General features: G+C 36.2%; 16 protein-coding genes. 10 read left to right on the forward strand and 6 right to left on the reverse strand.

What is annotated here, in order from left to right:
* The first annotated feature begins 1 nt into the window (after position 1).
* Positions 2-754: a hypothetical protein gene (locus tag Q0947_RS14100; RefSeq protein WP_027125871.1), complete on the forward strand. Its 753-nt coding sequence runs from the start codon at positions 2-4 to the stop codon at positions 752-754.
* Positions 738-1,400 (forward strand): ATP-binding protein, encoded by a 663-nt coding sequence (locus tag Q0947_RS14105; RefSeq protein ID WP_027125870.1) that lies wholly within the window; start codon positions 738-740, stop codon positions 1,398-1,400. Before Q0947_RS14100 ends, Q0947_RS14105 begins: the two co-directional genes overlap by 17 nt.
* 104 nt (positions 1,401-1,504) lie before the next feature.
* Here the strand turns inward: Q0947_RS14105 and Q0947_RS14110 are convergent, their stop codons facing one another.
* Entirely contained in the window at positions 1,505-2,137 is a 633-nt protein-coding gene (locus Q0947_RS14110) for an N-acetylmuramoyl-L-alanine amidase (protein ID WP_027125869.1), read from the reverse strand.
* Between the two features lie 188 nt (positions 2,138-2,325).
* On the opposite strand from Q0947_RS14110, the gene Q0947_RS14115 reads away from it, so the two are divergent.
* Genes Q0947_RS14115 through Q0947_RS14150 form a run of 8 tightly spaced genes read left to right on the forward strand, consistent with a single transcriptional unit; the run spans position 2,326 to position 9,277 of the window.
* Positions 2,326-2,613 carry a hypothetical protein gene (locus tag Q0947_RS14115; protein ID WP_027125868.1) on the forward strand — a complete coding sequence of 96 codons (288 nt, stop codon included), beginning with the start codon at positions 2,326-2,328 and terminating at the stop codon, positions 2,611-2,613.
* A gap of 31 nt (positions 2,614-2,644) precedes the next feature.
* Positions 2,645-2,929 carry a hypothetical protein gene (locus Q0947_RS14120; protein WP_027125867.1) on the forward strand — a complete coding sequence of 95 codons (285 nt, stop codon included), beginning with the start codon at positions 2,645-2,647 and terminating at the stop codon, positions 2,927-2,929.
* The gene (locus Q0947_RS14125) at positions 2,916-5,318 is read left to right on the forward strand and encodes a TraG family conjugative transposon ATPase (RefSeq protein ID WP_246923129.1); all 2,403 of its coding nucleotides are present in this window, start codon (positions 2,916-2,918) and stop codon (positions 5,316-5,318) included. Before Q0947_RS14120 ends, Q0947_RS14125 begins: the two co-directional genes overlap by 14 nt.
* Before the next feature lie 4 nt (positions 5,319-5,322).
* The gene (locus Q0947_RS14130) at positions 5,323-5,937 is read left to right on the forward strand and encodes a conjugal transfer protein (RefSeq protein ID WP_246923131.1); all 615 of its coding nucleotides are present in this window, start codon (positions 5,323-5,325) and stop codon (positions 5,935-5,937) included.
* 1 nt (position 5,938) lies between these two features.
* Positions 5,939-6,781 (forward strand): hypothetical protein, encoded by an 843-nt coding sequence (locus Q0947_RS14135; protein ID WP_299399073.1) that lies wholly within the window; start codon positions 5,939-5,941, stop codon positions 6,779-6,781.
* A 10-nt stretch (positions 6,782-6,791) separates the two neighbouring features.
* Complete coding sequence (locus Q0947_RS14140; protein ID WP_027125863.1) at positions 6,792-7,400, forward strand: conjugal transfer protein TraK; 609 nt, start codon at positions 6,792-6,794, stop codon at positions 7,398-7,400.
* A 58-nt stretch (positions 7,401-7,458) separates the two neighbouring features.
* A complete protein-coding gene (gene traM / locus Q0947_RS14145) occupies positions 7,459-8,388 on the forward strand; it encodes a conjugative transposon protein TraM (protein ID WP_246923135.1) in 930 nt (309 codons plus the stop codon).
* Positions 8,389-8,419: 31 nt separating this feature from the next.
* Positions 8,420-9,277: a DUF4138 domain-containing protein gene (locus tag Q0947_RS14150; RefSeq protein ID WP_027125861.1), complete on the forward strand. Its 858-nt coding sequence runs from the start codon at positions 8,420-8,422 to the stop codon at positions 9,275-9,277.
* 16 nt (positions 9,278-9,293) lie between these two features.
* Here Q0947_RS14150 and Q0947_RS15215 read toward each other — a convergent pair whose 3' ends face one another.
* The 5 genes from Q0947_RS15215 to Q0947_RS14170 form a co-directional block, all read right to left on the reverse strand.
* Complete coding sequence (locus Q0947_RS15215) at positions 9,294-9,431, reverse strand: AccI family restriction endonuclease (RefSeq protein ID WP_246923136.1); 138 nt, start codon at positions 9,429-9,431, stop codon at positions 9,294-9,296.
* Positions 9,418-9,720, reverse strand: coding sequence for a helix-turn-helix transcriptional regulator (locus Q0947_RS14155; RefSeq protein ID WP_246923138.1), 303 nt, complete (start codon positions 9,718-9,720; stop codon positions 9,418-9,420). The genes Q0947_RS15215 and Q0947_RS14155 overlap by 14 nt, the downstream gene beginning before the upstream one ends.
* A gap of 902 nt (positions 9,721-10,622) precedes the next feature.
* Entirely contained in the window at positions 10,623-11,249 is a 627-nt protein-coding gene (locus Q0947_RS14160; protein ID WP_299399086.1) for a hypothetical protein, read from the reverse strand.
* Positions 11,239-11,742 (reverse strand): RNA polymerase sigma factor, encoded by a 504-nt coding sequence (locus tag Q0947_RS14165; protein WP_299399090.1) that lies wholly within the window; start codon positions 11,740-11,742, stop codon positions 11,239-11,241. The genes Q0947_RS14160 and Q0947_RS14165 overlap by 11 nt, the downstream gene beginning before the upstream one ends.
* Before the next feature lie 14 nt (positions 11,743-11,756).
* Positions 11,757-12,623: a TraB/GumN family protein gene (locus tag Q0947_RS14170; RefSeq protein WP_299399094.1), complete on the reverse strand. Its 867-nt coding sequence runs from the start codon at positions 12,621-12,623 to the stop codon at positions 11,757-11,759.
* Positions 12,624-12,879: the final 256 nt, after the last annotated feature.

The raw sequence follows: 12,879 nt of genomic DNA on the forward strand, positions 1-12,879 counted from the left end.
GATGAACTACATAAAGCTACTTAATGCGGCTTTTGAAAAGTTCTATTTCGATGACCGCCTAAATCCTACCCATATCAGTTTGTATATGGCGCTATTTCAGGAATGGAACAGCAGTCGTTTTGCGGATGAACTTTATGTGAACCGAAGGGATTTGATGAGAGCTTCGAAAATTGGCTCTAAAACCACATATCACAGATGTGTTACAGAATTGGATTCTTGGAACTACTTATCCTACTTCCCTTCAAACAATCCATATAAAGGCAGTAAAATTAAGATGTCCATTATCGGGACAAGTGATGAACCTGTTACGGGACAGTACAATCCCACATTAGAACAACTTGCGGAACACTACCGTCCCATACGTGAACCAGTAGTGTACCAACACCATCCCACTAATGGACAAGCTGTGGACTCGCACCGTCCCACCAGTGGACAAGCACTGGTATCTACTATAAACAATACCAAACAAGTAAACACTATAAAACAACCAAAGGGCTGGCAGGCCGTTATTGATTTTTTTATTGAAAAAGATTTTAATGCTGATGAAGGAAAAAAATTCTTCGAATATTACGAAACTCGGAATTGGCAAACGAGTGATGGAAATGAAATTAGGGATTGGCGCGCTTTAGCGAGCAACTGGATGGACAGAACAGAATTATTCAACAAGGAAAACAACCCAAACAAAAAACAAGCGTCCCAAATCAAGGACAACTTGCGGACTACTAAAAATAAAGATTATGGACAACCCCTCTAAAATTACCGAAGGAGGCGTGGAATACTCGCTCGGAAAGTTTGATGGCAAAAGCGTGCTCTATGATTTTGACAAAATCCTGGTTTACTTGGAAGCAAAAGGGAAATTGCTCTTTGGAGAACAATTTAGAATTTACCCTGAGGACACGGTTATCATCCGCAAACTGTGTCACTATTTCATAAAAGACCAAGAAAATTGTATGAAAGATGACATTGATCCTGACAAAGGAATTCTTCTATCCGGACCAGTGGGGTGTGGAAAGACAACTTTGATGAAATTGTTACGGCACATTGTCCCATTGCAACGACCCTACGAAGTGATTCCCTGTCGGAATGTGGCGTTTAGCTTTAATCACATTGGCTTCAAAACGATTGAAGATTACGGAAATACCAAATTCTTCTGCTTTGATGACTTGGGCATTGAACCTGCTGGGCGATTTTATGGCAAGGATCTCAATGTAATGGGGGAAGTGCTTTTATCGCGTTACGAATTATATCTGCAATCCAAGAAGAAAATAAAAACCCACGCCACCACTAATCTCAACGCAGAAGAATTGGAGGAACGCTATGGAAACCGCGTTCGCAGCAGAATGCGTGAGCTATTTAATTTAATTGCTTTTGACGAGAGTGCTGGGGATAAGAGGAAATAAATCAACTTCTGAAAGACTTATATAATAAAATTACTTCAGAAATAAATTGTTGAACAATGGTTTTCAAACTCATCGTTAATTCTAAAAATAAATCTTTCATAATATTACTGATTTTGTATGGATAGCAGAATGGCCAATGCGATATGTTGGATATTATCGGAATCAGAAATATAGCTGGCTTCATCGATATTACTCAAAAATCCAAGTTCCAAAAGCATTGATGCACAATAGTGATTCATTTCTCGCAAAACCTGAAAATTCGCAAACTTCACACCTCGACTGTCATATCCTACCCTTTTGCATAGTATCTTTTCAGTTTGATATCCTATAACTACGGATTCTCTTGAATAATCCCCTTGCACTCTTGAAGCATAAACCTCTATGCCTCTTGCATTTGGATTATCCGAATGATTACAATGCAAGGAAATAAACAGATCTGCTTTTAGAGCTTTAGCTAGTTTTGTTCTATCAAATAACGAAATAAGCGTATCGCTATATCTCGTTAAGTAAATATCCAGCGTTTTTTCAGCCTGTTCGTTAAGTCTCAATATCTTCAATGCAATATCCAGTACAACATCCTTTTCCTGGATGCCATTTATTCCGATTGCACCGGAATCCATTCCACCGTGCCCAACATCGATAATTATAATTTTTTGAGTTGCCGGTTCCTGTCCAAAAATGAGAGACATTTTTAGAAGCAAAATGACAAAGCTGACGTTTTTGAACACTTTTTTCACTTTAATTTTTCAGATTATCAACAACCGATATTCAAAATTCCATAAAATTTAATGCCAAATAACAGCAAAGGAATTCAAACGATATCAAACAACATTTTATTCACAAATATTTGATTATCAATTATTTAAAAGTAAATATATGTATATTTCCAATAACGAAAACAATCCAAAATTTAAACTGTTCCGTTATGAAAAAATCAATCTATTTCGCAGCTCTTATTTCACTATTCTCAACCTCGCTTTTTGCGCAGATTGGAGGTATTGAAGATTCCGTTAATGATGTTTCGGACACCATCAGGACAATTTTCCCAATTATATTGGGAGTCATCTTTCTTGTGGGTTTTCTGTTTAATGCAGGACACTTCTTTGGCGAAAACGCTGACCTTAAAAAGGGGATTACACGGGTTCTTGTGTTTGTACTCATTGCAGGTGCGGTGGTCGGGATATTCACTTACCTAATCTCCATCGTAGTCTAACCACCAAAGAGGAATTTATTAGAAAAGAAGCATGAAGAAATTCGAGATCTATAAAAACATCAGGAAACGGGCGGTCATTTTTGGACTGCCCATCTCCCTGTTTGCATTAATGATGGTGTCGATTATCGCTTCGCTCTTAATCATCATATTCTCTTTCAGCTTTATGTTGATTATTGGCATACTGGTTTTCAATGCGACCCTTTATGTTGCCCTGTCAAAAACGACCCACAATCCGCAACTATTTCAGATAGCGAAAGCCTTTCCAAGAATCATCAGCAATAAAAAAACCTCTGGTTTCGATTATGAACAAGATTAACCTTTCAGCATATCGTCCGATTGCGGATATTCAGGACAATATCATTTTTGCCAATAATGGCAACGTGGTCTTGTGCTATGAGGGGATATTACCTGAAATCTACTCCCTATCGGAAAAGGATTTTGAGGATTTGCACGGTGCATGGTTTCAGGCGTTAAAATCGTTGTCTGTTGGAACGGTCGTTCACAAACAGGATATCTATATCAAGAAATCCTACACGTCCGATCAATTGCCTAATTCTACCTTTCTGGAAAAGGCTACGCACGACCATTTTAAAGGGCGTGAATATATGGAACACCGTTGCTATTTGTTCTTTATACTTACCAAGAACAAAGCATTGAACAACCCAAAATATGTCAATCCTCTCCGAAAGGTGGTCAAGGATATCGTTCAAAAATTAGACGATAACGTAAAGAGCTTCATCGGGTCGGTCAGCGATTCCGTTTCCTTTATCAATAATAGTCGGAAGATTGAACTTATCCCCCTTGAAGCAAAACATATCCAAGAGTTAACGAATTCCTATTTCAATGGATTCAATGAAGGATTTGACACCGATATTTTATTGGATAAGAAAAGCGTCACTATAGGCGAAAACTATTTTGATGCCCTTGCCATCAATAGTGAACTGTGCTTTGGCGAAAGTGTACAGAGTAGCAAGACCAATGAGAAATTCACTTCTGACGATTTTGTGTTTCATCAAGGGTTTATTGATGGTTTAGGGCTTACGCTTAACGAAAACCATATTGTCAACCAGATTATCTATTTGGACGATAAACAAAAGTGGCGCAAGCTGCTTGACAAGAAGGTCGAGGAACTTAACAAAAGTTCAAATTTCGGTTCACAGAACAAAGTTGTTCTTGGCAAAATTCAGCATATCCTTGACCAGATTAATGCCGACGATAATTCAAGAATTATCCGTGGCCATCTCAATATCATTTATTGGGATAAAAATGCAGAAAATTTAGCTCGGATTGGTTCTAAAATCAAGACTGAATTCAAGGAATTGGATATCATCCCATACTATCCACGAGGAGAGGAACGAAAGAACTATATACTGAACAGTTATTGCTGTTTCTCTTCCAATTTCAGCAATACCGATATGTATGTGACGGATTTGAAACACGCGCTTTGCCTGTTTATCAATAACACCAATTATAAATCGGATCCTACAGGAATCATTTTTAACGACCGAGAACACAACATTCCTGTCTTGAAAGATGTTTGGGATGAACGTAAGAAACGCATCAAGGCACGGAACTTTGCCATTTTCGCTCCAACTGGCGAAGGCAAATCCTTTCTGGCAAATAACATTTTGCGCCAATATTTTGAAAGTGGCGTTCGTCTGGTCATTATCGACTTGGGTGGTTCTTATACCAAATTCGCTAAGCTTTATCCTGAACAATATACTGTGCTTCGATACGAAAGTGGAAAGAATCTCGGTATCAATCCATTTTACATAAGTGATACGAACGACCTGACACCTGAACGATTGGAGGACTTATCCGTATTCCTATTTGAATTGTTTGCTTCAGATTTAAAAGTGACCAAGGCACAATCCGTTTCGATAAAAAAGATTCTACGCCATTATTACGATAGCACGCCTGAAAATCACTCTTTGGATGGGTTCTACCACTTTATAGAGAGCAATCAAAAAGACCTCTTAAATCAACTTAAAATCCATCCTGACTACTTCAATGTTACTAGCTTCTTGCACGTCATGTCGGAGTATGTTGGCGATGGTCTCTATAGTTTTCTGTTTGAAGTCAGCGAAGACCAGACCTATAAAATCGAGGACAAGCGTTTAATTGTTTTTGAACTGGATGAAGTAAAGGACAACAAAGAAATCCTGTCCGTTATGTTGAAGCTGATTAAGTCAGCCATTCAACGGACAATCTGGAAGAACCGAGCCGAAAAAGGCATCATCCTTTTCGACGAGTTTGCTAAGCAACTGAAGTTTGAGAACGTATTGGAAAGTGTAGAATTCTATTATCAAGCGATCCGAAAGCAGAACGGTGCCATCGGAATCGTTCTGCAATCCATAAACCAGCTTCCAAACAATTCAACATCGGCGAGCATCCTTGAAAACACACAGGTGTTCTACAGTCTCCATAATGAAAAAGGTTATGCAGAATTGGTCAAGCGTCTCAATCTTTCCACCCATGATCTCAACCAATTAAAATCTATCAAGAACAATCTTTCCGGGCCACGCAAATACACGGAAATGTTTATAAAAATCGGTAAGGAAAGTAACATTTTCCGTCTCGAGGTACCAAAGGAAGTGTATGCCGCTTACCTGACAGATGGAAAGGAAAATGAAGAAATAATGAAGCTCTATGAGCAACATCAGAATATGGAAAAAGCAATTATTGAATTCACTTCTAAAAAATAATATTATGATACCAAAGGTTCACGAATACCAAAACAGATTTTTAACTATGAGTAAATCGAAACTTATAGTACTCGCAATGGCACTCTTATTCAGCTTGAACATCAATGCTCAGGGAATGCCCACTTATGACAATACCAATTTCATCAGCTTGGTAAAACAACTGATAGAATCTGGGAAGCAGACAGCCAACATTATAAAAACGGTTGAATTTATGAAAAAGGCTAAAGAAAATATTGAGAAGGTAAATGACGTGGTTAGACAACTAAATGCGGTTCGGGAAATCGGTCAAAATAACCAACGTCTAATTCGCGTGATGCAAAATGACTTAAGGGATATTCTTGATTCCCCTTATATCAAACCTGATGAAGTAAGTCGGGTATCGGAATCGTTTAGCGCCATTGTAGAAAACTCCTTGGATACAATGGATTTTATAGATGATATTCTGTCCAGTGATTTCTTAAAAATGACTGATGCCGAACGTACTGGAATCTTAAAAGAAAAAGAACTGGAATCCAAGGAAATGGTTTCTAATGTGAAAACCAAAACCAAACGCTACAAGGATATTATTTCCTTCAGAAAAATGCAGGATAAAATCAATAACCGCGAAACAGAATATTAAGATGACTGCAACCATCATTTTAGGAATAGGCTTGGAATATATCGATACGGTTTTCCAAACCATACAAAACAGTAGCTTTTCGCAATATACCATTGCAGGAATGAAAACGCTTGCGGTTTTGTTTTTCCTTGTGAACATTCTTAAAAAATACAATGAAGGTATTGCGGACAAAGATGGTTACACTTGGGGATTGAGCCCAGGCGAACTGGCAAAGAATTTTGCCATAGTTCTTTTGGTCATATTCTCGACACAGCTATTGGGCTTTTTTGATAGCATCTTGGTGTCAATAGAAGCGCAGTATCGAGGGACTGCTCCAGCACTTTTGCCCTTGCAAATGCAAGCCATTCCCATTGAGAAAGACGTCAATCTAATGGATGCTGCAAAAAATGCGATGACTCTGCTTTACGAAGCTTTGGTCACACCACTTTATGGATTCAAAATAATTGCTTTTATCATTGGCATCATTCTATGGCTTTTGGACCTATTTATCTATCCACTCTTTTTGGCAGAACGGTTCTTTCTTTTGGGGATTATGCAGGCCTTTTTTCCATTGGTTATCAGTTTAGCAGTATTTGAAAAATTCCGATCATTGGCCTATAATTTTTTCAAATTATATGCTGCGGTTTATATGCTCGTGCCAGCCTTCTTTTTGGTTAATATATTCGTAAATGCACTATATACAGAACTCAACACCAACTTTTGGAATAATCTATTTGGAACCGACCTCGGACAAGGATTCTTTGCCCCCGTCGTACAACTTGGTTCCGTTGGATTCATAGTATTTCTAAAGTTCAAGCTTTACAGGCGTGCAACATCCTTCACCTTAAGACTATTTAACGGTTAATATAAATGACATGAAAACACCCTATAAAAACATATATGCAGTCCTCAAATTAAATCGTTTCATCGTTTTGGCGGTGGTGGTTTGCGCTTTGCTTACCAGTACATTTTCGATCTGGATGGTGTTCAATACTAATAAGAAAACTTTAAATAGTGCATTCGCTATAAACACTGATGGCAGTATCATTCCTTTAAAGCTCGTTACCCAAAAAGAAAATTTCGGGGTCGAAGCTTTGGCCCACTTGGAACTGTTCCATAATTACTTTTACAATATTGACGCAAGCAATTATGAAAAGAATCTTGCGAAAGCACTTTGGCTGGGCAATAGTTCAGTGGACAACCTATATCGTCAAAAAAGAGCGGATGGGGTCTATAACCGATTATTACAATTCTCCCTTGTTCAAAAAGTATTGAGCATCGATTCACAAATCGAGGAAAACAATGGGATTTACAGCTTTAGAACCATAACTATTTTTAAAATCAATCGTGGTTCTATCATCGACACTTATGAACTCGTTTCCACCGGAAACCTGAGTATGGTTGACCGAAACTTCCCGAATAATCCGCACGGATTATTGATAACCAATTATTTTGAAAACTCCTTAAAAAAATTTAAACAATGAAAATCGAGCCGACCCGCCTACCGTCGGGCAGGTGATGGGCATTTTAAAATTAACTCTCATGAAAATAGAAAAGAATAAAATTGTCTTTGCAGCCGTATTGGCTGTGATTTTAATGTTTCTAATTTCCTATACCATCATGGTTATGGGCGATGATGAAAGTGAAACTGAAAATCTTAAACAGACCCAAATACCAGCTTTGCAAGAAAATCAAAAAGAGTATAAGACCAAACTGGATGCCATCAATGATCTTAAGGAAGTGCGCGAAACGAATGCGCCGAGTATCTACAATGAAAAATTGATTGATTCCCTCGGCTTTTATGATGCAGATCTGCCTCAACGTGAAAAAGAACGTATCGTAGATAGTATCTATTCGGCAGGGAAAATCAGATATTCAGAAGTGGCATATCAGAATATGGGTTCAAAAAGAGCAGCTCCAAAAAAAGTTAAAGAAGTAGATTCCGCAGAAATAAGACGAGCACAGAAGATTGAAGTCCAAGAATTGGGACTGGAACATCAATTATTTTTTGCTGCTTCTCCCGAGCCAAACGATTCTTCAATCATCGGGAATACGGATGAAACCATATATGTGGTCGTCGATGGAGACCAAGTAGTAAAAGCAAACTCCCGATTGCGGATGCGACTTACCAAAGCTGCAATGATTAACAATAAGGAAATGCAGAAAAACACACTCGTTTTTGGATTTATCAGTTTTCAGCCCAATCGTGCTTTAATAGAAATTGAGAACATTAATCATCATCCTTCCAAACTGAAAGCATTCGATTTGCAGGATGGTAGTGAGGGCATCTATGTCGAAAACAATTTTCGGGAAGAAATTACAACGGAAGTACTAGACGATGTTATTGGCGATATCAACATTCCTAGTGTTCCGGAAGTTGGTGGTATTACTAAAATTCTAAAACGTAAAAACAAAAGCGTAAAAGTGACCGTGCTGAACAATTATAAGCTTATTCTAAAACCAAAACTATGAGCCACTTAAAGGTTCTTAAAAATTCAATCTTATGAAAAGATATATCATAACTTCATTTATTGCCGTTGCTTCCACTATCACACCCCACCTTTGCATGGCACAGGTTTCGGCCCAAAACCTAATAGTTATAGACACCATCTACGCAAATGACACTAAAAATGTGGCGATGTTTTTCCCAGAGCCCATTCGCCAAGGCATAACCGGTTCGGACAATTTTATATTCACTTACAATCGTGAGAAAGAGCAGTATTTCGGTTTGCTTCAAGCAAAGCCAGGAAAAGAAAGCAATCTTCTGATAGTCAATAGAGATGGTTCAATTTTTTCGTATATTGTAAGGTATAAGGCGCAGTTATCTAAATTCAATTATTTTATTCCGAAGTCCAGTAGTATCGGGAATGAAAAACCAATAATGAACGATACTATCTCGGTTGCTATTGCTGAAAGTAAAATTGATAACAGGAATTATTATTACCAGAAATTCAGTTCTTACCTTATTGAAAGAAAGCAGCGATTTGGTAGGAATAAAAAGCGAACCGAAGGTATTGTTTTGAGCGTCGAAAACATTGTTTTTGATACGGAAGAACTTTATTTCGTCATCGAGATAAAGAATAATTCGACTTTGGATTATGATTTAAATTTCTTAAAACTTTCGATTGAAACGCGACAGAAAGGAAAAAGAAAATCGTTACAACGATTATATCAAGAGCCAATTTACATACATAATCTGCCCTCAAAAATTGCAGAAAGCGAAACGGTAAGGTTCGTTTATGTGTTGCCCAAATTTTCATTATCCAATGACCGTAGGGCAATTTTAGAATTGAATGAAAAAGATGGCGAACGCAGTATAGAACTGAAAATATCACATAGAAATATCAATAACCCAAATTAGAAAGATTATGAAAAATTTAGTCATTTGCTCGCTCATTTTGTTGTTCTTCTCGTGTTTGAGTTGGAGCTGAAGTTCTATCTCTTGGTATTGAAAAGTCAACAATTGTATCGGGAATAATTTTTGTTATTTCCCTTAATTCATCAAAGTATGTCATATTTTTTTCTATATATTATTTCTTGTTCCGCCACTTTTAAAGCATTTAATCCCTCTTGTTCGTCCTTTATTATTTCATATAATTTTGTTCCTATCCATAATGCTTCTAATTCTGAAATGGAACAATTAAAAAGTTCACTAATTTTAATTAAGTGTTCTCTTTTTAAAGTTTTTTGATTGTTTTCTACCTTGCTTAAAAAGCCATCCCCAATTTCAAGTTGAGATGCTAATTCTCTTTGAAACATTCCTGCCTGCTCTCTTAATTCTTTAATTTTTTGTCCAAGTGTCATTGTACCTTTTTTAGACTTGACTGATTTAGGTCAAATGTAAATATAATTTTCCGAATATATTCAAGAGCGGTGGATAAATTTTAGCTCTTATTGATGTTTTCAGCTAAAATGTGCGGTTGTTTTTTCAGCTTGCAGGTAACGTGTTTGTGTCGAGTAGACCAGGGGAGTTTCACCCCAAGCCTCTCACAGAACCGTACGTGATAGTCTCCCATCATACGGCTCTTCTAAAGTGGTATACAAAAATAGCTCATCCTTTTTCAAGTTGGCAGGCTGTATATCAAATTAGCTCATCCCTTTGCTCCATTTCCATTACAGAAACTTCATCACTACTACGGATGAGTCCGCCCCTGTTCCAAACATCGCTATTCTGCCTCTAGTTTGCGCTATTGTACATTTCACTTTGCATTTTGGCTCAGGTTCCCGAGTTCCGTAAATAAGCCCAAATAATGGTCATGCCTCCTAAATGACGCCTGCCGCCCAGCCAATAAACAGGTGACCGCTGGACTTATAATGTTTGTCATACTTCAAACACTTTTGACAGAGGGTTGCACTTTCTCGACACTTCATCAGAGGTTCATTTGCATTCATCTCCATTATTCATACCTGACCAGCTCTTGGCGTAGCCTTTTCCATAACGCTCAATACCTTGGCTCTTTACCAAAGCACCTTATGGTGGTTTGATGCTCTCCCCTGTAGGACAACACCGGTGGGTCGGTTCCACCATCTTATAAACAGTTACGTAACGACTTTCAGCCGGTCGTTACTCTCGGCACACATAAGAGTAGTAGCGGATTAAATGCACCTACTTTTTTGATGGTAATATACTTAATTAAATGCAAAAGCGATTAGGATTAAATCCCAAACCGCTATTACTTTTATACATTGTTGTAGGTAGTGTTTTATTATTCGACATCAAATTCTTTCAAGATTTTTTCAAGATTTTTAATATGCACACCATACAATTTATTCGACCAATATACTGTAATGAAATATATAAGTATAGCTATTAATATATATCCAAAAACATATAGAATAAGTGATGTGTTTGGCATATTTAATAGGATTAAATCATTATATACTTTCTCATCAATTTTTATGGAACCAAGAAATAAGCTTACCATAGCTATTGGAAGTAAAAGACTCCCTGATATTATTGCCGTTTTATATACTTCTAGTGTTAATTTAAGGTCATAAATAAAGGCTACAACAGTTTCTTTACTATTATTGCTTAAGCTAATATATTTGTTTAAAAACCAACTCATTTTTGCTAAATAACCTAAAGTAATTAGACTAGTAATAAACATCATTATATAATAAGTTGTTTTTGGTAATCGATGCATTTCCAGAAAACTTGGGGCAGCAAAAAAGATTACAATTAAAATGAGTTGTGTGATGATTTCACTTTTCATACTCTTCCTTACTTTTTGGATAGGCATCTTGCTAGTTTCTATATCCTTTATCCTAACTGGAATTTGACTGCCATCCATACTTTCGGAATCCATTTTTTGCTTAATATTTTCAAAATTCATATCCTTGATTTTTTATTATTTCTTGTAATTTAATTTTTGTTCTATTTATTTTTACTCTAACATTAACTTCTGAAAGACCTAAATTATCGGCTATTTCTTTTCCAGATAAACCATCTATAAATTGCAGTATTAGTGCTTTTTCAATTTTATTTAATTCTTTTACCGCTTTATAAAAACAGGCTAACTGTTTGTCTTTTTCATCACTGTAGTCTTCATAAGCAATAGGTTCAGTTTTTTTAGAATTATAATTGTCTGGTTTTCTCTTTTCTTTTTTAAAAAATACAATTGCCGTATTTAGTGCTACTCTGTACATCCAAGAAGAAAATTCACTATTTCCTTTAAATGTTCCGAGCGATTTCCATAATTGCAGTATGATTTCTTGAAATAAATCTTGCTGGTCTTCAGGATTATCAAAGTACATTCTTGATACTTTATAAATAATCCCTTTATGCTTATTGATTGCAGTTAAAAAATCTTGTTCGGTTAATTGCATAAATAAATGTCTGTCTAATTAAATACTGGTGTAACAGTATACCCTTTTTGTCTTAAAAGATTAATAATGCCATATTCATTGGTTAAATGAGCTGTGCCAACCGCAAATAAATTACTTTTCTCTTTCATCATTTGCGGCATTTTTTCTACCCAATTCTTATTTCGTTTTACTTGCATAAGATTTGTAGCATTTTCATCCATATAAATTTCTTTAGTAAGTAAATCTACAGCAGTGGTAATATCTTCATTTTTATATGCTACTATGGCTTCATTAAAATCTTTTCTGTAAGACTCGAATAACAGTATTTGTTTTAACGCAAAGGCTGTAGGATAAGCCGTTCTAATTATTTCCATCTGTTCTGCAACCTTTTCTAAACTATAAATTGGCTTTTGTTGTTTTATAGCTAATGCCATAAGCTCAGTTTCTAACGATTTTATTTCTGTACAGGGTAACATTTTTTGAAGCATTAAAGCATTTAGAATAGACAGACCATATGAATCAAAATTTATTAAAGGTGTTCCCATTATCTTAGTTACAATTGTATCTAGTTCCTCGAACTGCTTTTTGGATATCTCATCGGATATTTTCTTTGGATTTTTCATTGACTCTTGCATTGATTTTATCTCTTTTGGGTCAGATAAATTTACTTCTAAAACTAATGCATCAACATTTTGTAGCGTTTGAGTAATTTTTTTAGAAATTTTAAAGTCGTCTTCACACATCAAATGTAAAGTTCCTAAAATATAAGAAGGTTCTTTCAGTCCTGAATGCTCTATTTTCCACAAAACAGAATTTTCTAATTTTATTTCTTGTTGAGCTTGAGAAGAACTAAAAGTTAATGTAAATACTAATACTGCGATAATTGTTTTAAAGTGTTTCATTGTTTTTGTTTTTTAAATTCGCTGGGTAAGTATTGGAATCAAAAATTTGTTACAAAAAAAATGAAAATTGTTTTTTAATGTGTAGAAAGTGATGAGTGCGCTGTTCTGAGTTTACATTACCTACAACGTTCCGTGTATGGTGTCGTAGCATCCCGTAGGGTGCTATGCACTATACACATCTTAAGTTTGATTTTTACTAAATCAGTTAACTTTAAGTATTAATCAGAAAGAACAAAAGAGCGGAGTAAGGTTACTA

Origin of the sequence: uncultured Gelidibacter sp. (assembly GCF_947500795.1) — a bacterium.
Taxonomy (GTDB): Bacteria; Bacteroidota; Bacteroidia; order Flavobacteriales; family Flavobacteriaceae; genus Gelidibacter.